This is a genomic window from Streptococcus mitis (assembly GCF_901542415.1).
Classification (GTDB): domain Bacteria; phylum Bacillota; class Bacilli; order Lactobacillales; family Streptococcaceae; genus Streptococcus; species Streptococcus mitis_BL.
Map to the genome: position 1 here is coordinate 1,032,430 of NZ_CABEHV010000004.1, position 22,255 is coordinate 1,054,684.

Sequence of the window (22,255 nt, forward strand, 5' to 3'; positions counted from 1 at the left end):
TAACATAAAAAGTCTAGAAATCAATTCTAGACTTACAATTTTTTATTTTCCAAGGTAATATTCAGAAACTACGTTCAATTTTTCGTCAAATTCGAATACCAATGGTGGGAAGTTAGGGATTTCCACGTCCATGATTTCGTCATCTGACAAACCTTTGATGTGTTTTACAAGAGCACGGATTGAGTTACCGTGAGCTCCTACGAATACGTTTTTACCATCTTTAAGAGCTGGAGCGATTTTATCTTCCCAGAATGGAAGGGCACGTTCCAAAGTCACTTTCAAGTTTTCAGCATCTGGGATAACTGAGTCGTCAAGTGAAGCGTAACGACGGTCTGTGTGAGCTGAGTGCTCATCATCACGATCCATGTTTGGAGGCAATACATCGTATGAACGACGCCAGATGTGAACTTGCTCATCACCAAATTGTTCAGCAGCTTCAGCTTTGTTTTTACCAGTTAAACCACCGTAGTGACGTTCGTTCAAACGCCATGATTTTTCAACTGGAACCCACAATTGGTCAGAAGCTTCAAGAGCCAAGTTAGTTGTTTTGATCGCACGTTTCAATACTGAAGTATAAGCTTGGTCAAATTCGATACCAGCTTCTTTGATCAATTTACCAGCGTCAATCGCTTGTTGTGTACCTTTTTCAGACAAATCAACATCAGCCCAACCAGTGAAAAGGTTAGCTTTGTTCCATTCAGACTCACCGTGGCGAGCAAAAACCAATTTTACCATTAGATGGATTCTCCTTTAAATTTTCCGAGGTTTTCCCTCGTTTATCTATTCTATTTTACACAATTTTTCACAAAAAAGCTAGTCAAAACCAAAAAGGAAAGGACTGTTTGACAATCCTTTTCCTTATTTGTATCATACAACAAACCTTATTTCTCTTCAAATCCTTCTGCGACTGCGTCTGCAAAGTTTTCTTCTACGATGCTTGCACAATGGTCACAGATGACTGCGTGGTAGCTACGTTCTGCTGTTGTTGGGTCGATACGACGGCAACGGTCACATACATCACCTGCAGCGCGTTCTACTGTGAAGGCTACATCTTCGAAGCTAACGGTAGCTTCTGGAGCTGGTCCTTCTGCGATGGTCAATTCAGACACAATCAAAAGTTGAGCTACATTGCTGTTTACTGCTTCGAGTAGAGTTTTCACCACTTCATTTGGGTAAACTGTCAAGTGTGCTTCAAGTGATTTACCGATAACTTTGGCATTACGAGCCTCTTCCAAGGCTTTTTGAGCTTGTCCACGGAAGTCCATGAAGGCTGCCCATGTATCCAAGATTTCTTCTTGATTAGCAAAAGTTTCCGCTTCTGGCAATTCTGACAATTGAACAAAATCTTCGGCTTCAAATTCAAGATATGACCAGATTTCCTCTGCTGTGTGAGGAAGAATTGGTGTCAAGAGTTTGGTGATTTTGACAAGAATGTCATAGAAGACAGTCTGCATTTGACGGCGTTCCAATGATTTGGCACCTTCGATGTAAACAACATCTTTAGCAAAATCAAGGTAGAATGCTGACAAGTCAACGTTGATAAAGTTCACCAAGGCCTTGTAGATTGTCAAGAATTCAAAGTTTGCATAAGCATCACGAATGGTCTTGACAAGCTGATTAAAGCGAATCGTCATGTACTTATCAACTGAACGAAGCTCATCGTAAGCTACTGAATCTTGAGCTGGGTTAAAATCAGAGGTATTGGCAATCAAGAAACGAAGAGTGTTACGGATCTTACGGTAAGTTTCAGAGACTTGGCTCAAGATATCCATAGAGATACGCACGTCGTTGCTTGAGTCTACACTTGTTACCCAAAGACGCAAGATTTCTGCACCAAATTGTTTTTCAACATCACTTGGAGCAATGGTATTTCCAAGAGATTTAGACATCTTCTCACCTTTACCATCAAGGGCAAAACCTTGTGACAGAATTTGTTTGTAAGGTGCTACGCCATGGTTGGCAACAGATGTGATGAGTGATGAGTTGAACCAACCACGGTATTGGTCAGAACCTTCTAGATAAAGGTCTGCTGGGTAAGTCAACTCTGGACGGTTTACTACAACTCCATTCCATGATGAACCTGAGTCAAACCAAACGTCCATGATATCAGTTTCTTTTTTGAACTCACCATTTGGTGAACCTGGATGAGTAAATCCTTCTGGCAAGAGGTCTTTGGCATCACGTTCCCACCAAATGCTTGAACCATGTTCTTCAAAGAGTTGAGCTACATGCTCAATCGTTTCAGCAGTCATGATTGCTGTACCATCTTCAGCATAGAAGATAGGAAGTGGAACACCCCAGGCACGTTGACGAGAGATAACCCAGTCGCCACGGTCACGAATCATATTGTAAAGACGGACTTTACCCCATTCTGAATGGAATTTCACTTTTTCAATTTCATCCAAGATTTCTTGGCGGAATTTAGAAACTGAGGCAAACCATTGTGGAACTGCACGCCAGATGATTGGTTTCTTGGTACGCCAGTCAAATGGGTAGGAGTGAGAGATTTCTTCTTGGGCAAGAAGGAGGCTACCGAGTTTTTCAATAACTGTTGGAACCACCTTGTCATAGAATTGACCTTCAAACTCAGCGCCAGCATTAGCCATCATGATACCACGTTCGTCAACAGTAACTGCGACTTCAAGACCATTAGCAATACCAACATTGTAGTCATCCTCACCGAAACCTGGAGCTGTATGGACAATACCTGTACCAGAGTCAGTTGTAACGTGGTCACCAAGGATAACCAATTCATCTACAGCTGTATCCCATGGGTGTTCTGTTACGATGTGGTTCAATTCTTGACCACGGTAAGTTACCAAAACTTGAACATCAGCCCAACCAAATTTCTCAGACAAGCTAGTCAATAATTCTGCAGCAACGACAAACTTACGAGCTTCACCAGCAGGTTGAACCAAAACGTAATCAATATCTGCACCAACAGTTAAACCACGAGAAGCTGTGATGGTGAATGGAGTAGTTGTCCAGACAACGATGTAAGTATCTGTATCTAGAACACCTTTGCCATCTTTTACCTTATTGGCATAGTAAAGGGAAGTTGAAACTAAATCATGGTATTCAATCTCCGCTTCAGCAAGGGCTGACTCAGATGACCAAGACCAGTAAACTGGTTTTGCACCACGGTAGATATAACCTTTATTAGCCATCTCACCAAATACACGGATTTGGGCTGCTTCATAATCAGGAGTCAAAGTCACATATGGATTTTCCCAGTCACCAGAAACACCCAAACGTTTGAAGTCTTCACGTTGTTTATCTACTTGAGAAAGAGCGTATTCACGGCAAAGTTTCAAGTACTCAACCAAGTCCATTTCTTTGCGTTTGATACCTTGTTTTGCCAAAACTTGCTCGATTGGCAGACCATGTGTATCCCAACCTGGAATATAAGGAGCATAAAATCCTGACATAGACTTAGAACGAACAATGATATCTTTTGAAATCTTGTTCATAGCGTGTCCAACGTGAATATTTCCGTTCGCGTATGGAGGACCATCATGCAAGGTGAAATGAGGTTTTCCTTGGTTCAATTCTTGACGACGTTGGTAAAGTTTTGCATCTTCCCATTCCTTTTGCCAAACTGGCTCTTTGGTAGGAAGGCCTGCACGCATTGGGAAAGCTGTTTTCCCAAGGTTAAGGGTATCTTTGAGTTTCATGGTATCTCCTTTATAAATAATAACAAATTAAAAACCACGACTGCCAAAAAGGACGAAAATCGTGGTACCACCTTTATTCGGAAAAAGATTTAGTCTTTCTCCCTCTTATCCCGTAACGTGGGAAACGTCAAATCTTACTAGCTTCAGACTTGAGTTTTTGAGAGGATAATCTTATCAATAGGGATTACAGGACTCACACCATCTCCTGCTCGCTGGAAATATAAGGATAAGATATTGTTCTCAGATTATATCTTATAAAATTGTAACAGATTCTTGCGGTGCCGCAAAACCTGGTTCTGAGTTTACAGCTTCAGTAGCTGGTGTTGGTCCTGAATAATGGCTTGGAGCTACTTCTGGCTCTTCATACATTGGACCAACTGGATGAGCTGGACTTTCTTCAACAACCGGAGCTGGTGAAACCACTTGTTCCTGCTCAGCTCTTGCTTCGACTTCTGCAAGTTCCTTATTAGCCGCTTCGATGCGCGCTTGCAACTCTGCCATTTCCTCGGGAGAAAACTGGCGAGTAATATCAATTGGTTCTTCCTCTGGATGTTGTTGCAAGACAGAGTCACCTAAGACTTCGCTAACCACTTCTTTGAAGGCCTCATCACTTGTCTGAAGATAAGTCGCTGTTGGGCGAAGAATATCTTCCCAATCTGAAGATTCAACAATTGCTAACTGGCTCTCAATTGTAGATTTAAGACGTTGGTGGAAGACACGGCTCTTGTTCTTCAATTCTTCTGTTTCAACAGCAACCTTCTTAGCATTGTCAGTTGCTTGACGAAGAATTTCATTTGCCTTATACTTAGCTTCTTCCAACAAACGTTGGGCATCTTGCTCTGCTTGTTGGATAATATTGTTTGAACGCTCCGTTGCAGCTTGTTTTACTCGCTCTGCTGTATCTTGTGCAATCAATACAGATTGACTCAATGAATCTTTCATCTCATCAAAGTAAGACAAACGCTCTTCCAAACTCTTAATATGTAAATCCTTATCGTGATTAGCACGAACTAAATCTTCATAATCACGGACTACAATATCTAAAAATTCATCTACTTCTTCTGGGTCAAAACCTCTAAAGCGTGTGCTAAAGGTTTTATCTTTGATTTCTAACGATGTAATTGACATATTTTTCCTCACTTACTTAATAACAATTGGACCGTTAATTTCTTTTTATCTTTTTTTGTTTTCCCATTATCTCTAACGAGTTTCAATCGACCAAATTTCCTCACACTAATCAAATCACCAACTTGAACTGCATAATCTGATTTTTCAACTAAATGGTAATTCACTTGGACTGCCTGTTTTTCAATTAACTGACTTGCCTGATTTCTAGACAGCTTGAAGACACCTGCTAGAAAAACATCTAATCTAGAACTAGCGATACAAATATCTAATTCTTGATAATCTTCTACTGTAGCAATTTTCTCAGTAAAATTCCGTTCTTCTAGACGAACCGGTAAACGAGCAATTTTCGTAATACCGTCTTGAAAAAGGAGCATAAACTGTCGATTAATGATAATCTGTGCTCTCTCTTCGTTGACTAAGATATCACCAAATAGCTTCCTATCAATTCCCAGCTGATTTAAAACAGTCCCTAATATTTTTGCATGCGTTAGGCGTTCAAACTTATTAGGATAGACTATCTCTTGCAAGGATAGTTCAAAATCAGAGAATTCTGGCTCAAAATAATCAGGATACAGAAGAACCCGTACATATTCAGTTTCAAGAAACTGCCGACTGCTCATGTAGGAGATGCCGTTGGTTGATGCTAGAACCTTTAAAATCTTTTCTTGATGGGGATTTACAAAGGGTGTTAAAAAAGGAGAATAAGAATCTTCTACCTTTTTTATCCATTCTAAACCCTTATCAATAAAAGACGAATCATTCTTAGAAAAGTGTTGATAAATCATCTTGTTCATAGAAAGATCACTAAAAGTCGAATCAACTGTTCCCCTAGGAAGTGAACTAGTAATACCGCAATCCAGACAGACAAGTCAAGACCTGCAATCTGGAGGGGTAAACGTTGCAAGGGAGCTACTATTGGTTTCACTAAACTAATAATCAAGCGTCCAAGACGTGATTCATAAGCATTAGGAAACCAAGACATCAGAGCAAACACGATTAAAATCAGTGAATAGATATCCACTGCATTTTGAACAAAACGAATGAGAAAGATCATTATCTCACTCTCGTACGTTTCATATCAAAGCCAAATTCACCATTTTGTGATTCATCTGGAATTTTGATGTCTTCAATATTGACGACAACATCAACTGGTGTCAGCAGGTACATAGTAGATGCTACCTTTTTCATGTTACCAGCTAAAACGTGACGCGCCCCATCCAGATAATCCAAACAACGACGTGCTTGAACTTCTGTCATATATTGGAAATCAATCAAAATACTTTCGTTACCAGCTAATAAATCAACAATATCTGTGGCATCTTCGTATTTACGTGGATAACGAACATCAATTGTCACCTTATCAGTAGAACGTTGACTTTGCATAGCCAATTCTTGTTGACGGGCATGAAGACGAGTAATGTTTTTTTCTTTAGATTGAGTAGTCGCAGCTTGTTGAGGTAACTCTTTTACGGAAGGAACTGGAGTCACAATCGGCTCTTCAGCTTTAGGCTGATATTCAGTACCAACATCTTCTCCATCTTCTGTAAAATAATCTATAAATTTATCAAATCTATCTTTTAAAGACATATTTCTTTCCTATTTTAAAAATGCTGTACCAATTCTGACAAATGTTGAGCCAAATTCAATCGCTTCCTTGTAATCACGACTCATACCCATACTCAAATCCGTCATTGGCATATTGGGAATTTGTTTTTCTCTAATTTCTAGTTGCAAATCCTGCGTAGCTTTAAAAATTTCTTTCAACTCATCACTACTAGCTTCAAAAGGAGCCATGGTCATCAAGCCGACATATTCAATTTTATCTAAGGTGGCCAATTCTGGCAAGAGCTCTAATAGTTCTTCCCTTGAAAAACCATGTTTGCTCTCTTCCCTTGAAATATTTACTTGTAAGAAACACTTAACAACTCGGTCACTTCTTTTTTGAATTTCCTCTGCTAGCTTTAATGAATCCAAAGCGTGGAAATAATCAACATACTGAATGACATCTTTGACCTTGCGTCTTTGCAAGGTTCCAATCAAATGCCAGGTAATATTTCTATCTTTTAAAGCTTCATATTTCTCAAGAAATTTATCCACACGATTTTCACCAATATGATGCACACCTAGCGGAAGCAAAGCCTCCGCTGTCGGTACGTCTACATATTTTGTAACAGCAACAACCGAAACAGAATTGGCTTCTCTTCCTGACTGCTGAATTGCATCTTTTATTTGTTGAAAAACACGTTCTGTATTTTCTTTCAAATTCATTTACTTAACGATTTTTGAAAAATGGAGGAGTGTCTAATTCATCCTCATCGTGTAAAGATGGCGCTTCGAAACGTTCAACTGGTGATACCACTGAATCAGTTGGTCGAACAATTGTCTCACGACGCAAGTCCCAATCACCAAATGCTGAAGTTTGAGAAGTTTCTGTACGGCGAGGTGCTGGACTTGGAATTTCTGCAGTTTCAGCCATATCAAACTGACGATTATGATTGTGTGCATGACTAGGACTTACTTGTTCATGACGGACAGCTTGTCTTGGTGCATGGCCCACAACTTTTTCCACACGATCTTGACGAACACCAGTTGCAACGACTGTAACACGGATTTCATCTTTCATGTTTTCATCGATAGATGTTCCGAGCCAGATGTTCACTCCTTGACCAGCTGCTTGGTTGACGATCTCTGAAGCTTCTTCTGCCTCAATCAAAGTCAAGTCGAGACCACCAGTAACGTTGACGATGACATCCTCAGCACCGTCAATAGTTGTTTCAAGAAGTGGTGAGTAGATTGCCTTACGAGCTGCTTCTACCACACGTTCTTCACCACTACCGATACCGATACCCATTAGGGCGTTCCCTTTATTTGCCATAACTGTTTTCACATCGGCAAAGTCAAGGTTAATCAAACCAGGGTTTGTGATCAAATCCGTAATCCCTTGAACACCTTGGCGAAGTACGTTATCTGCTTCGCTAAGAGCTTCAAGAAGTGGAGTTTTCTTATCAACAATTTCAAGCAAGTTGTTGTTTGAAATAATCAATAGAGTATCTACATGCTCACGAAGTTGATTGATTCCTTCTACAGCGTACTGACCACGTTTGCTTCCTTCGAAACCGAAAGGACGTGTCACAACACCAACTGTAAGGGCACCTAAATCTTTAGCAATGCGGGCAATAACAGGAGCTGCACCAGTACCTGAGCCGCCTCCCATACCTGCAGTAATGAAGACCATATCTGCTCCAGTAATAGCTTGAGTCAAGGCTTCTTCGCTTTCTTCAGCTGCCTTTTGACCAACTTCAGGTCGACCGCCAGCACCCAAACCACGAGTCAATTTAGGGCCTAACTGAATTACAGTCTCAGCTTTTGTACTACTCAAAGCTTGTACATCTGTGTTTGCTGCGATAAATTCTACGCCTGCAACACCTTCGTCAACCATGCGGTTAATGGCGTTACCACCACCTCCACCAACACCGATTACTTTAATAACTGCACCTTGAGCTGCTGCTGTATCAAATGAAAATGTCATAGTTTATTTTTCCTCTTTTATTCATCAAACATGCTTCCGATTAAGCCACGGAAACGATCTGCGATTTTTGGTTTATTTTGAGAAGATACTTTATCTTCTTTCGGAGCAACTACGTTCGTAGAAGCTGATTGCTCTACCTCAGTATTTTGAACTGGTTGAATAGGGGTAGGTTGTGCTACTTGCGTAACGCGTTGAATCATCCCACCAAAATTAATTGGTTGGTGACGCAAAGTATCCTCACCCTTGACTGCTCTTTGTGCTAATAAATGCACCTCAGTCAATTGACCAGCAAATTCAGACAAGCTAATCACATGAGCGAAGGCAGGATTACGGATTCCAACTTGATTTGGAACGTAAAGTTTGACACCAACGCCAAAGACTTCCTGTGCAAGTTCTACAACACCTGGTAAAATAGCATTTCCACCAATCAGAACAATCCCACCTGGAAGATCCAACAAATGTCTTCTTTCCAACTCTTGTTTGATTTGTTCAAAAATGTGCTTAATGCGGGCTGAAATAATCTCTGCTAGGTAGCTTTCTGTAACTTCTACAGGCTCTACTTCACCAATTACTTCAACTTGGAAGGTTTCATTGCTTGCAAGTGAAGGGTAGGCTTCACCATAGTTTAATTTCAATCCTTCAGCTAATTTCTGTGAAGTCTTCAAGACTTTAGAGATATCTTTTGTGACATAATCTCCACCTTCTTGAAGAATATTTGTAAACTGGAGTTCTTGGTTACGGATTGTAGCAACAGTTGTTTGACCTGCTCCCATATCAATCACAGTAGCTCCAAATTCACGCTCTCCTTCGTTCAAGACTGAACGAACCAAAGCCAATGGTGAAATAATAATATTTTCAACTTGAACACCTGAGCGCTCAACTGTCTTGCGTAAATTGTGAAGAATAGTACGTGGACCTGTGTAAAGCAAACCACGCATTTCAAGACGAACCCCCATCATACCACGTGGGTCACGAATACCTTGGAAACCATCTACGATAAATTCTTCTGGAATAAAAGTAATGACTTCACGATCTGGTGTCATACTCTTTGTCAAGGCTGATTTAACAACATTTTCAACATCTTGATCTGTAATTTCTTTTGTATCAGATGTAACTGGAATCATACCTTGAGTTGGTTCTACTTGCAAAAGATTTCCAGGCAAACCAACATTCACTGATTTGATTGAAATGCCAGCTTTCTCTTCTGCTTGGGAAATAGCTGACTTGATAGCAGTTGCTGCTGCTTCAATATCAACGATAATCCCATCCTTTACACCTTTACTCTTGGCATTACTTACACCAATTACATTAAGTTCACCATTTCTATGCTCGGCAACCAACACTTTAATCGAATTAGTTCCGATATCTAAGCCTGTAAAAAAACCATCTCTAGCCATTACATCGCATCCTCTCTCTTCCAAGTTTCAAACTTCTATTCAATATAGCTAAAATAGGGCATAGCTATTCACAGAATATTATAACACAAAAAATCCAATCGTGCTTAGTTTTTCCTAAATTTACTTACCATTTTTTCACATTCTTTCCTTAGCTTTTTTTATTTTCCAAACAAGTTATAAAAAATCAGATTTATGAAAAAAAGAAAGCTCATTTCTAAGCTTTCTTTGCAATCATTTTTTCTGCTTCTTGTTCTAAAAATAGTTCCAAGATTTTCTTTGTTAACGTAATCGCTGCTGATAAGGCCAGGGAAACGATTAAATAATTAGCTACTAAGCCATGGTCTCCAACCAATGGTGGTTTTGTCAAGAATCCGTAATCTCCACCTGTTACTAAATTGACCACAAAAATCAAGGCATTTAGTGCAAAGGTCATGAGAAAAATTCCCTTCACATCCAGCAATCGCGCGTTATACTGTCTCAAGAGATAAACCAGTGAGTTCCCCAAGAGAGCTAAGTGCCCAAAGATAAAGGACAAAATGGCAATATGTGGGAAAGGATAGGGATCTGGCACTGGATAAACAAAGGCAGCTAATGTCCCAAATGTTCCTAGTAATGCAAAATACTGCCTATATTTAGACTGACCAGGAAGCAAGAGCACCACAAACATAGCCATACGGCAATGGTAAAAGGGTAAACTTTCTGACAGTGGCATATGATTGACCCCATACCAACCATAAAGAAGGATTAACTGAACGGCCTGCAAGATTTGGAAAAATCGTTGGTAAACCTTCTTTTCACGATAACGATAGGCTGTATAAAAGGTCAAGGCCAAGAGTGTAAATATACTGACATACCAATAAAGATCAAACTTGGGTGGCTCTGTTGCTTGGGTCGTAAAGAAAATATCCCATAAATTCATCTAGTATTCCTCATGATTCAAAATTTTCCTGCATTTTATTATACCATGCTATTTGTCAAAAATGAATTTAGAAATACGTAAATGTTTGACAAAATCACTTGGCTTCATTTTCTAAACTTTCTACTAATTTGGCTAGATTCATGGAGTTAGAGCCTTTGAGCAAAATTTGGTCATTGGCACTGAATCTTTCTTTAACCTGCTTAACTAGGGCTTCAAATTGGTCCTCGTTAGCTGTTTTCTTGAAGTAGTAAACGTGGCCGATTGGGAACATTTGACTAGCCAATTGGGCTAATTCAGCAATGTCTTCTCCATAGAAAATAACGGTATCAAGCACATCTGGCGAAAGGCTCAAAATCATCTGGTTATGGAGTTGAATAGACTGGTCACCAAGTTCCTTCATGTCCGCCAAGACAGCGATTTTCTTGCCACCTTCGTTGGCTGGAATGGCAGAGAAAGTCTCTAAAATCAGCTTCATAGCAGTTGGATTGGCATTGTAAACATCTGATAAGATATCTGCTCCATTGGCTGCTTTCTTCCATTCGGTACGGTTACGCGTCAATTCAAGATTTTGGAAAGCCTTATGAATTTGCTCCTCTGAAACCCCTTCTTGTAGGGCAACATAAGACGCAATCATAGCATTGGTGGCATTGTACTTACCAGTCACTGGCAAATCAAGGGCTTGCTCCAAGAAATTGGCCTTAAAGGTCAAGCTATCCTTACGCTCAACCAAGTCGGTAATTTCCAACTCTGCTCCTTGGCCAAAACGAACTACCTTTTTATCAGTTGGCAAGTAGTCCTCTACAATAGTGTCAGCTGGCGCTAAAAGCAAGGAATTCGAAGACATCCCGTCTGCAATTTGCATTTTTCCTTTAGCAATTTCAGAACGGTCTTTGAAAAAAGCCAAATGGGCTTCTCCAACCAAGGTCACGATGGCTGTTTTTGGACGAGCCAATTCAGACAAGAGATGAATATCTCCTAAGTGATCCTGCCCCATCTCCAAGACCAACTTTTCTGTTCCTTCAGGCATATGGAGAACTGTGTAGGGAAGACCAATCTCATTATTGTAGTTGCCTTGTGTCTTATAGGTTTTGTAGGTTGTTGATAGCAAGTGAGCTAACATATCCTTGGTCGTTGTTTTACCATTTGAACCTGTGACCGCAAAGACATCAACAGTCGTTTTTTCAAGATAGTAGGCTGCTAGTTTTTGAAAGGCAGTCAACACGTTGTCTACTAGAATGTAGGGATGATTTGCGATTTCTTTCTCAGACAGGGTTACAGCAGCACCATTTTCAAAGGCTGTTTCGATAAAGTCATGGCCATCACGCGCACCTTTGAGGGGCACAAACAAGTCCCCTTCCTCAATCAAACGACTATCAAACTCAGCCTTTTCTAAATGGATGTCCTCAAAGATGCTGACATCATTTTTCGCTCCAACAGCTTGGGCAACTTCATGGATAGTTAATTTCATTTCTACTCCTTTAAAAAGGGTCGAAGCCCGAGAACTCTAGTCACCTAGCAGTGATGGTTCTGGCTCCTACCCCTTCTTTCATTTTTATAGCAAATGCGCTTCGCGCTTGTCAAAACTTTCCTTGGCAAGGTCAACCAAACGCTCGATTAGTTCTGGGTAGCTGATTCCCATATTGTCCCAAAGAAGTGGATACATTGACCACTGGGTGAAACCTGGCATGGTATTGAGCTCGTTGAGGAAAATCTCTCCCTTATCTGTATAGAAGAAATCGCAACGAGATAGACCGAGGCCACCAATCGCACGGAAGGCTGTTTCTGCATTCTGACGCATGACAGCTACCACATCATCACTGATTTTGGCTGGGATATCCATGGTAATCTTGTTGTCAATATACTTGGCGTCATAGTCGTAAAAGGCAACATCCTTGACAACTTCTCCTGGCAGCGTGCTCTTAACATCGTAGTTACCCAAGAGACCAACCTCGATTTCACGGGCATTCACTCCTTGCTCAACCAAGACACGGCTGTCATATCGGAAGGCAAGTTCCAAAGCTTGGCGGAGTTCTTCTTGATTTTCAGATTTAGAAATACCGACACTAGAACCCATGTTTGACGGTTTTGTGAAGACTGGATAAGTCAATTTTTCTTCAACTTCGGCAATTTTAGCAGTCACATCATCACCTTCGACAATGGCCACATAAGGAACTTGGGCAATCCCGACAGATTCTAACACACGTTTGGTCGTGATTTTGTCCATGGCAAGGCTAGATGACAAGATATTACATCCGACATACGGCATTTTCAAAACTTCGAGGAAGCCTTGAACAGAGCCATCCTCTCCCATCGGACCATGAAGGACTGGAAAGACCACTGCACCTTCTTCGTAGATAGCACTTGGTGCAACTTTCTTATCCCAATCAATGGTTTCATTGGTCATAAGACGATACTCTTGACCTGGAGTCTGGCTAAATTCTTGCGTTTTAATAAAGTCACCTGACTGGCTGATGAAGAAAGTCTTGACTGTGAAACGGTCGTAGTTGACCGCACGCATCACACTCTCAGCTGAAAGAACAGAGACTTCACGCTCTGCACTACGTCCACCGTATAAAAGAATAATCGTTTGTTTCATATTATTTGTTCCAATTCTAATAGAATACTCGTTCTTTAGTATATCATATTTGCTTCTTTTTTGAAACTTGAACCTGATGCTGGTGCTCAAGAAATCTAAAAAGAGACCGATAAAACAACTGTCGGTCTCCGTGATTTTTATATAAATGAATTGAGTTTGTTAATTTGTCTAGACTTACAGCTCTGTCCGATTTTCAATGGCTCGTAAGAGTGTCACTTCGTCCGCATACTCAATGTCCGCTCCCACAGCAAGACCTCGTGCTAGACGCGTAATCTTGATCCCAGCTGGCTTGAGCAAGCGTGAAAGATACATGGATGTCGCTTCACCATCTGCTGTAGCATTTGTTGCTACGATTACTTCTGAAACTTCACTATCCATCAGACGAGTCATAAGACTCTTGAGATTGATATCGTCCGGACTGATACCATTCATGGGAGAAATGAGTCCATGCAAGACATGATAGAGTCCATGGTATTCTTGGATATTCTCCATGGCTGCCACATCGCGACTATCTTCGAGAACTAAAATCGTCGTCTGATCACGAGTCGGATCGGTACAGATAGAGCAAGGATCGTCATCAGTCAGGCGACCGCAGATGGAACAGTAGGTCAGCTCTCTCTTAGCAGAAAGGAGATTTTTAGCAAATTCATTGACATCGTCATCAGACATTCCAATAGTATAGAAGGCCAGACGGGTAGCCGTCTTAATCCCGATACCCGGTAACTTAGAATAACTGTCAATCAGCTTGGCAATAGGTGTTGGATAAAGCATAAGTTCCTTTCTAATTCATTGGATGATGTTGGTTATAGAGGTTGATAATATCGCGCGCAATGGAAGGTCCGACACCATTTGTAAGGTTGGTGTTATGAGGGAAGACAACAGCTACAGCGATTTGAGGATTATCTGATGGTGCATAGGCCACAGCATTGGTATTGTTAGCTTTTTGACCACCCTCAACATAACTTTCGGCAGTACCTGTTTTTCCACTAATGGATACCGCTGCGCCATTTGAAAAGGCACGACCGGTTGTCAAAGCACTACCACCATGTGACACTTGATAAAAGCCTTGTTGGAGGATGGAAACATCAGACTCAGAAATATTAATTTTATTCATTTCCTTGGTTTCAACAGATTGGATTAAGTTCCCTAAACCACCTTGTTCATTGTTTCCATAAATCCCCTCAACAATGTGAGGTGCAATCCGAACACCGTTGTTGGCAATAGTTCCAACGTACTGGGCCAATTGCATTGGGGTGTAGTTATCAAACTGACCAAATGCATTGGTAATGTAATTAGCAAAATTATACTCTTTTGGTATAAAACCAGTTGACTCATCTGGAAGGTCAATGCCTGTTGAGGCTCCAAGACCATATTCCGCAAATGTCGCACGAAGTTTCCCCATAGCGGATTCCAAATTGCTGGTTCCAACAAACATATTAGGTTGATAAGTTTGACCCATGATGCCCAAAGCCGTTTGGACCATATAGGTATTAGAAGAATACTCCAAGGCTTCCACCGCTGTAATCGGGAATGAACCGTAAGCTTGAGTATACCAAGAATTAATCGGAGCTGAACCTTGGAAGACAATCGGTTGGTCTGTCAAGGTCTGGTTCCCTGACAAGACTCCATTCTCCCAACCAGAGCTGATGGTCGCCGCCTTGACAACAGAACCCGGGACAAAGACATTGGTTACTGTTCCCAAGGAATCAGGTGTTAAATCTCCCGTTTTCAAGTCATGTTTTAGCCCTGACATAGACAAAACCGCACCTGTTTTTGGGTTAAGGGCGACTGCATACACACCTTCTGAATACTTGGCTCCTCCATTTCCCAGTTCGGAATTGAAGTAACTCTTAAGCAGATTGTCTACGCTATCTTGAAAGGCCAAATCAATAGTCAGTTTAATATTATTCCCTTTGGTACCATCTTCGATATTTTCGACACTTTCCATATTGCCATACTTGTCTAGATGGATTTCTTTCACCGAGCGTTTTCCTTGCAAGGTTTCTTCATATTGTTTTTCTAGATAAGAAGTCCCAACACGGTCGTTTAGAGAATAACCCTTTTTGATATAAGCATCTGCTTCTTCAGCTGGTAGACCAGCTTTTTCACTGGATACACTTCCTACTATAGACGAAAGAGAAGTCTCTAGAACCTTTCGATCCCACGAAGTTGAAATACTGATACCAGGTAAATTCTTAGAGGCCGAAGCAATCAAGGCAATCTGTGTATCTGACAAGGAATCTGTCGCAATGGTCCCTGTCGCAAAATTTCCAACTGCATTGAGTTGGCTAAAGAGATAAATTTCTTTCTTTTCGTCATCCGAGTAGGTCAATTGACCTGGATCGATACTTTCAACAGTATTATTGTAAAGCTCTGATTCAGATAATTGATTGCCATCAGAATCAAGTCGCTTCTCACGTGGTAAACTTTCCACTGCTTTCTTATAGACATCTTGATCTGCTAGATAATAGTCCGCCAACTGTCGATCAGTCAATGTTGGAGAAGTAACTCCCACATAAGCCAGCAACTTCTTGGCTGTTTCTTTTAAATCTGCAGCCGTCATTTTGTTGTTTCGAGTAAAGGAAACAACTTGTTTCACAGTATTTTCAACCAAAGGCTTGCCGCTGGCATCATAAATTTCGCCCCGAGCCGAACTAGTGGTCACCTTTGTTTTACTAGCAGATGCTAATTTTGTCTCATAAAAATCCTTGTTCAAAACCTGCATATAAAGCAGGCGACCTATAATGGCCATAAAGAGCAAAATGACAATCGAAAACAATAAATTAAGCCGAATCGGAATCGAATGGCTGTCAAATTTTCTCATACAAATCAGTCTCATTTCTATTTTAAGTCTTACTCTTAATTGTACCATAATTTGAGAAGAAAATTATGGAAAAGGAAAAAGCTTTTTTCCTTTTTACGGGAAAATACGATTTTATTTATCTATCCCTATATTATATGATATAATAAATGTAAAAGTTCGATGACCCAGTCTTTTTCCAATACGACTCATTTAAAGGAGCCTTTCTATGGACAAACCAGATATAGCAACCATCATTGATTCTCACTTCGAAGAAATGACAGATCTAGAGCAAGAAATCGCTCGCTATTTTTTACAATCTGAAACCATTGCAGATAATTTATCTTCTCAGCAGGTCACTCAAAAATTACATATCTCTCAAGCAGCTCTGACCCGCTTTGCTAAAAAGTGTGGCTTTACAGGTTATCGAGAATTTATTTTCCAATACCAACACCAAGCAGAGAAACAAGACACCCATTCTCACAAACACAGTCCACTGACAAAACGAGTCCTTAGAAGTTATAGCAATATGCAGGAGCAAACACAGGACTTAATTGACGAAGTCCAACTAGAACGAATTGCCCAGTTAATCGAAGATGCTGAGCGTGTCTACTTCTTCGGAACAGGGAGTTCTGGCCTCGTAGCTCGTGAAATGAAATTACGCTTCATGCGTCTAGGTGTGGTCTGCGAGGCCTTGACTGACCAAGATGGCTTTGCTTGGACAACCAGTATTATGGATGAGAATTGTCTCGTACTCGGTTTCTCTCTTTCTGGCACAACCCCTTCTATTTTAGATAGTCTATTAGACGCTAAGGAGATGGGAGCAAAGACTGTACTTTTTACAAGTGTTCCCAATAAAGATAGTCAGACCTATACGGAGACTGTTCTTGTAGCCACCCACAGCCAGTCTTCTTACATCCAACGTATATCCGCTCAACTTCCTATGCTCTTCTTTATCGATTTGATTTATGCCTACTTTTTAGAAATCAATCGTGAAAGCAAGGAGAAAATCTTTAACAGCTATTGGGAAAATAAAAAACTCAATGGCTATCGTAGACAAAAACGTATAAGAAAATCCTAGTTTGGTTGAACCAAACTAGGATTGTTTTGTTTTAAAGTGATAATAAGCACCCAACATACCTGCTGTATTTTGATGATGGGCAAATTCTAATCGTGTTTTTTCAGCAAGGCTTGGCACCAAAGCCTCTTTCAAGGCTTTGCGGATCTTGGGTTTGAGAATCGCCTCCTGTCCCATGATACCGCCACCGAGAATGACTACTTCTGGATTGGCCACATAACAAATATTAGCTAGACCTTTTCCTAGATAGTCAACCATGCGGTCAATACCATCCATGCAGAGTTTGTTCCCTTCAGTAGCTTCTTTAAAGATTCTACGACCATTCCACTGTTCGACTGGATCACCATGACCTGCTGCTACATACTCCACCAAGGCTGTTGTAGAGGCCAAGTCTTGGAAATCTCCATCCTGCATATGCATATAACCGACTTCACAGGCTGAATTGCTAAAACCATGGAAGACTTTACCATCCATAATCAAGCAACCACCGATACCTGTTCCAATAGTCAAGCAAAGGGTGACACTCGCTCCCTTGCCTGAACCAGATACCGCTTCAGCAAGACCTGCACAGTTGACATCATTTTCAATCTCACAAGGAATCGCAAAGCTAGTCTCAATTTCCTTTTTGAACTGGGTGCCTGCGTAGTTAGGAATCTGAGGGCCAGCATAGAAAATTTCCCCCTTATCTGGATCCACCATCCCAGCAGAAGAAATAGCAACTCCTGCTACTGGGCCTTTTTCTAAATAGCTGGCTACGATATCTTTGGTCTTTTGTAAGATATGAGGTCCACCTTTATGCGCCTCTGTTGGCATTTCATGCGATTCAACAAGTTGGCCTTCTTGGTCGATCAAACCATATTTGATATTTGTTCCACCGATATCAATTGCAACGTAGTGTGTCATAAATACCTCCTTATGGATTAGAGGAAGCGCTCCTTGGTTTCACGAATCAAGGCTGCAGCTGCTTCTACAACTGGACGATCTTCTTCAGTCACTGGTGTCAATGGTGAACGAACAGAGCCAATGTTCAGTCCTTCATTGATCTTCAAGACCTCTTTGATGACACCGTACATATTTCCATGTGCAGAAGTGAGTTTACCAATGATAGCGTTGATAGCGTATTGTAATTTACGTGCTGTTTCCAAGTCTTTATCAGCAATTAATTTGTTGAGTTTCAAGAAGAGTTCTGGCATCGCACCATATGTACCACCGATACCAGCTTTAGCTCCCATGAGACGACCACCTAAGAACTGTTCATCTGGACCGTTGAAGACGATATGGTCTTCGCCACCAAGGCTCACAAAGGTTTGGATATCTTGAACTGGCATAGAAGAGTTCTTAACACCAATAACACGTGGATTCTTCAACATTTCAGTGTAGAGACTTGGTGTCAAAGCAACACCAGCTAATTGAGGAATGTTGTAAATCACGTAGTCTGTATTTGGAGCTGCAGAACTGATATCGTTCCAGTATTTAGCAACTGAGTATTCTGGCAAGCGGAAATAAATCGGCGGAATCGTTGCAATAGCATCTACTCCTAAGCTTTCTGCGTGGCGAGCAAGTTCCATACTATCTTTAGTATTATTGCAAGCTACGTGAGCAATAATAGTCAACTTACCTTTGGCAACTGCCATGACTTCTTCTAAGATTAATTTACGGTCTTCAACGCTTTGGTAGATACATTCACCAGAAGAACCATTAACATAAAGACCTTGAACACCTTTATCAATGAAGTATTCCACCAAGGCACGCGTACGCTCTGGACTTACTTCTCCTTGATCATCATAACATGCGTAGAAAGCTGGAATGACACCTTCGTATTTTTTTAAATCTGACATAGATTTTCTCCTAAGATTTCTTTTTTTCTGCTAAAAGCAGGATTTATTCTTTACGTTTTTAGTATACACTTTATGAAAAACGCTTTCAATATCTTGTGTACACTTAGATTTTAGTTTCGATATGAATTTTGAAATGTTTATGGCTTGAAAGTAGTTTCATAGACAAGCCATCCTATTGGTATTTTGCGAAAATTTTCTCCATCAATCCAGTCTGGAGAAAGACCAAGAGCCCAAACCCAAAAAGCAGGAAGGCTGAGCCACCTAAAAGTAAACTGAAGGCGGACAGATAAAGAACCATCACAATAAGAAAGAGAATAGCTAACATGAGGAAGAACCAAGGAAAGTTAAAACTTGCCAAGATAAGTCCTTTTTGCAGCACTTCTTTCCAAGTCAAATCATAGCGTGCAGCGATGGGATAGCTAGCCAACATCACGATAGTGAGGAAGATAAGAACGCCTAGACAAATAGCTTTCACCATTTGGAAAGGCATAGCTGTCTGACCCCAGAAGAGATAGAGATCTAGAAGGCTTAATGAAACAATGCCTAACTCCAGCAAACCTAACTGAAGACCTAGCTTCAGATTTTGCTTGAAAGCTCTTAGATAGATTTTAAAGACAGGCACACGTCTGCTCTTCTTAATCTCAAACATAGTCTCGTAGAGGCTAATTTTAGCCACTCCAATCGTCACGATGGGCAAACAAGAGACGACAAAAAGAAGATTAGCTGTGACGATATCCAAGACCTTCTCACTAAAACGCATGAGAAAGTTATCTGTATCAAATGCTGCCTTGATAAGGCTTACTCCTTTTTGTGCCATGTTTGCTCCTCCTGATTTTTTAATCAATCAAAATTTTAAAGAGATATTTGCGAACCTTCTCTTCCATACCTGCATAGCCATTTGGCTGGTGAGGTTCTCCTGGGAAGAAAATCGCAAAATTGTGATAACCCAACAAGAGTGGGTAATGTTCATGACAATGAACAAAGCCAATGTCACTTGCTTCGTCGAATGCTACTGCCTCGTCTTTGATACGTGAACCGTAGCTCGAATATTCATGTCCTTCTACCAGCAAATGCAAATCTGCATAGTTTTTATGATGCTCAAATTGATCATTTTCAGCTTGATTGAGGACATTTTCCTGAACAACTAGAAAGACCTTGTCCCCGTCAATCTCATACTTACCTAATTCGAAATAATCCTTACGGTGCTGGTAGAGATAGTCGATAGCCTTGTCTAGATTGGGATGAATTCCTTTGTAAAAGGTGATGTTTTTCAAATCGTCAAAAATCATACTCTTTCCTTCGTTTCTGATAGTTAACTAAAATCATTCTTAAGTTTATAAGTGTCTAACAAAATCTCCAAGGTAAGAAAATACCCAACATTTTGTAGACACTTATAACCTCTATATTCTCTAAATCTATAAAATATATTTCTGTATCTTGATAGATTTATTTTCCTATACTCAATGAAAATTGAAGAACAAACTAGGAAGCTAACCGCAGGCAATACTTAAGTATGGCAAGGTGACGCTGACGTAGTTTGAATTCAATTTTCGCAGAGTATTAACCTTTGACCGCTCCCATAGTAATACCCTGAGTGAAGGATTTTTGGAAGACTAGGAAGACTGTTACGATTGGAACTGCTGCAAGAGCGGCACCTGCCATGATCAAACCATAGTTGGTTGCCATTTCAGCTTGCATAGTTGCAACCCCGAGTGAGATGGTCAAGTTTTGACGTGAAGTCAACATAACCAACTGCATGAAGTAGTCGTTCCATGTATTGATGAAGGTAAAGATTGCAAGGGCTGCAAATCCTGGTTTCACAATCGGGAAGGCTACGCTCCAGAAAGTACGAATCTCACCACAACCGTCGATTTTAGCTGACTCAAGCAACTCTGTTGGGATATTTTCACTAAATTGTTTCATGAGGAAGACCCCGAATGGCCATCCAATCAAAGGCAAGATAACTGCCCAAAGTGTATCATGGATTCCCATGAAGTTGACGATACGTACCAATGGTACAAGGACAACTTGTTTTGGAAGAGCCATGGCTGCAATAAAGATTGCAAAAAGAATGCGTTGACCATAGAAACGCTTTTTAGCCAATACATAACCTGCTAGAGAAGAGGTCGCACAGACCAAAAACATGGTTACCAATGAGATAAACACAGAGTTCCACATCCACTGCATAGCAGGGTTTTGCACCATAAGTTGTTGGAAGTTTTCCATGGTTGGCATTTTAGGGAACCACTGAGGAGGAATAACGATTGTATCAGGTTGTGATTTGAATGCCCCTGTCAAAATCCAGTAGAATGGAAAGATAAACAGCACGGTCAACAAGAGCAAAATAATAGTTGAAATAACAGTGAAAGCTGTTAAAGGTTTCTTTTGTGTAGATTGCATAGCCGTCTCCTTTCTTTAATATTCTACGTCGTTTCCGAGTGCTTTAAATTGAACAAAACTTACGATCGCAATCATGACTGCCAAGAAGACACCAATTGTGTTGGCATAGCCGTATTCTGTCAATTGGAAGGCTTTTTCGTACAGGTAGTACATCAAGGTACTTGTTGAGTAGTTTGGCCCACCAGATGTTAATAGTTGAATCAAGGCGAAAACTTGAAATGAGTTAATTGTTGTGATGATTGCGATGTAGAGAGTTGTTGGAAGAAGGCTTGGCCATTTAATCTTCCAGAAAACTTGAAATTCAGTTGCACCGTCTACACGAGCCGCTTCAACCAGTGAATTGTCAATATTCCCCATAGCAGCTATGTAGAGGATGATTGGTTGACCAACTGAAGTTGTCAAGAGGATAATCATAATTGCCAGTAATGCCCAGTGTTTATCTCCCAACCAAGAAATATTCTGGCTGATGATATGGCTTGACTTAAGGACAAAGTTTAGAATCCCTGATAATGGGTCATAAATCCATTTCCAAACAACTGTTACGGCAACACTACCTGTTACAACAGGAAGGAAGAAGACGAAACGGTAGAAAGATCTGGCAATAGCATTTTGATGGTAGGTTTGCGACGCCACAAAGAGCGAAAAGAGAACAACAATCGGTACAGATCCAACAACCAAAATAACTGTGTTAATCAAAGACTTCATAAAGACAGGGTCTTTAAACATACGAATGTAGTTGTCCAATCCCACAAACTCAAATTTAGTCATTGAATAGTTAAAGAAACTTGTAATGAATCCCATAATCATAGGAACCAATACAAAGATGACAAAGAAGAATAATACTGGTGCTAAGAAAGCGTAGGAAATCACTGTTTCCCGCATACGAATTTTATTGA

21 protein-coding genes are annotated in these 22,255 nt (G+C 40.6%); 1 reads left to right on the top strand and 20 read right to left on the bottom strand.

Features of this window, described 5'->3' with window-relative positions; all coding sequences use genetic code 11:
- Nucleotides 1–42 precede the first annotated feature (42 nt).
- The 14 genes from FQT24_RS05235 to pbp2b form a co-directional block, all read right to left on the bottom strand.
- Entirely contained in the window at nt 43–735 is a 693-nt protein-coding gene (locus FQT24_RS05235) for a phosphoglycerate mutase (RefSeq protein WP_000240129.1), read from the bottom strand.
- Between the two features lie 146 nt (nt 736–881).
- A complete protein-coding gene (gene ileS, locus FQT24_RS05240; protein ID WP_143952396.1) occupies nt 882–3,674 on the bottom strand; it encodes an isoleucine--tRNA ligase in 2,793 nt (930 codons plus the stop codon).
- A 252-nt stretch (nt 3,675–3,926) separates the two neighbouring features.
- The gene (locus FQT24_RS05250) at nt 3,927–4,802 is read right to left on the bottom strand and encodes a DivIVA domain-containing protein (RefSeq protein WP_143952397.1); all 876 of its coding nucleotides are present in this window, start codon (nt 4,800–4,802) and stop codon (nt 3,927–3,929) included.
- An 8-nt stretch (nt 4,803–4,810) separates the two neighbouring features.
- Nucleotides 4,811–5,596, bottom strand: coding sequence for a YlmH family RNA-binding protein (locus FQT24_RS05255; RefSeq protein WP_143952398.1), 786 nt, complete (start codon nt 5,594–5,596; stop codon nt 4,811–4,813).
- Nucleotides 5,593–5,856, bottom strand: a complete 264-nt coding sequence (locus tag FQT24_RS05260) for a YggT family protein (protein ID WP_000576496.1) — start codon at nt 5,854–5,856, stop codon at nt 5,593–5,595. The genes FQT24_RS05255 and FQT24_RS05260 overlap by 4 nt, the downstream gene beginning before the upstream one ends.
- Entirely contained in the window at nt 5,856–6,389 is a 534-nt protein-coding gene (locus FQT24_RS05265) for a cell division protein SepF (RefSeq protein ID WP_143952399.1), read from the bottom strand. Before FQT24_RS05265 ends, FQT24_RS05260 begins: the two co-directional genes overlap by 1 nt.
- 9 nt (nt 6,390–6,398) lie before the next feature.
- A complete protein-coding gene (locus FQT24_RS05270; protein ID WP_143952400.1) occupies nt 6,399–7,070 on the bottom strand; it encodes a YggS family pyridoxal phosphate-dependent enzyme in 672 nt (223 codons plus the stop codon).
- Nucleotides 7,071–7,074: 4 nt separating this feature from the next.
- A complete protein-coding gene (ftsZ, locus tag FQT24_RS05275) occupies nt 7,075–8,331 on the bottom strand; it encodes a cell division protein FtsZ (RefSeq protein ID WP_049511014.1) in 1,257 nt (418 codons plus the stop codon).
- 17 nt (nt 8,332–8,348) lie between these two features.
- Entirely contained in the window at nt 8,349–9,728 is a 1,380-nt protein-coding gene (gene ftsA / locus FQT24_RS05280; protein WP_004257776.1) for a cell division protein FtsA, read from the bottom strand.
- A 214-nt stretch (nt 9,729–9,942) separates the two neighbouring features.
- Nucleotides 9,943–10,647 (bottom strand): YwaF family protein, encoded by a 705-nt coding sequence (locus tag FQT24_RS05285; RefSeq protein WP_023946156.1) that lies wholly within the window; start codon nt 10,645–10,647, stop codon nt 9,943–9,945.
- A 94-nt stretch (nt 10,648–10,741) separates the two neighbouring features.
- A complete protein-coding gene (locus FQT24_RS05290) occupies nt 10,742–12,115 on the bottom strand; it encodes a UDP-N-acetylmuramoyl-tripeptide--D-alanyl-D-alanine ligase (RefSeq protein ID WP_143952401.1) in 1,374 nt (457 codons plus the stop codon).
- A gap of 84 nt (nt 12,116–12,199) precedes the next feature.
- Entirely contained in the window at nt 12,200–13,243 is a 1,044-nt protein-coding gene (locus FQT24_RS05295; RefSeq protein ID WP_143952402.1) for a D-alanine--D-alanine ligase, read from the bottom strand.
- Between the two features lie 174 nt (nt 13,244–13,417).
- Entirely contained in the window at nt 13,418–14,014 is a 597-nt protein-coding gene (gene recR / locus FQT24_RS05300) for a recombination mediator RecR (protein WP_143952403.1), read from the bottom strand.
- 10 nt (nt 14,015–14,024) lie between these two features.
- The gene (gene pbp2b, locus FQT24_RS05305) at nt 14,025–16,082 is read right to left on the bottom strand and encodes a penicillin-binding protein PBP2B (protein WP_143952404.1); all 2,058 of its coding nucleotides are present in this window, start codon (nt 16,080–16,082) and stop codon (nt 14,025–14,027) included.
- Nucleotides 16,083–16,272: 190 nt separating this feature from the next.
- Here pbp2b and FQT24_RS05310 point away from each other — a divergent pair, with 190 nt between their 5' ends.
- Nucleotides 16,273–17,124, top strand: coding sequence for a MurR/RpiR family transcriptional regulator (locus FQT24_RS05310; protein ID WP_143952405.1), 852 nt, complete (start codon nt 16,273–16,275; stop codon nt 17,122–17,124).
- A gap of 15 nt (nt 17,125–17,139) precedes the next feature.
- Here the strand turns inward: FQT24_RS05310 and FQT24_RS05315 are convergent, their stop codons facing one another.
- The 6 genes from FQT24_RS05315 to FQT24_RS05345 form a co-directional block, all read right to left on the bottom strand.
- Nucleotides 17,140–18,024, bottom strand: coding sequence for an ROK family protein (locus FQT24_RS05315; protein WP_143952406.1), 885 nt, complete (start codon nt 18,022–18,024; stop codon nt 17,140–17,142).
- 17 nt (nt 18,025–18,041) lie between these two features.
- A complete protein-coding gene (locus tag FQT24_RS05320; protein ID WP_143952407.1) occupies nt 18,042–18,959 on the bottom strand; it encodes a dihydrodipicolinate synthase family protein in 918 nt (305 codons plus the stop codon).
- A gap of 172 nt (nt 18,960–19,131) precedes the next feature.
- Nucleotides 19,132–19,776: a YesL family protein gene (locus FQT24_RS05325; RefSeq protein ID WP_143952408.1), complete on the bottom strand. Its 645-nt coding sequence runs from the start codon at nt 19,774–19,776 to the stop codon at nt 19,132–19,134.
- A 19-nt stretch (nt 19,777–19,795) separates the two neighbouring features.
- Entirely contained in the window at nt 19,796–20,248 is a 453-nt protein-coding gene (locus tag FQT24_RS05330) for a NanQ anomerase/TabA/YiaL family protein (protein ID WP_143952409.1), read from the bottom strand.
- A 271-nt stretch (nt 20,249–20,519) separates the two neighbouring features.
- On the bottom strand, nt 20,520–21,359 hold the full coding sequence (locus tag FQT24_RS05340) for a carbohydrate ABC transporter permease (RefSeq protein WP_033676563.1): 840 nt from the start codon (nt 21,357–21,359) through the stop codon (nt 20,520–20,522).
- A 15-nt stretch (nt 21,360–21,374) separates the two neighbouring features.
- Nucleotides 21,375–22,241 carry a carbohydrate ABC transporter permease gene (locus tag FQT24_RS05345; RefSeq protein WP_153193231.1) on the bottom strand — a complete coding sequence of 289 codons (867 nt, stop codon included), beginning with the start codon at nt 22,239–22,241 and terminating at the stop codon, nt 21,375–21,377.
- Between the last annotated feature and the right edge of the window lie 14 nt (nt 22,242–22,255).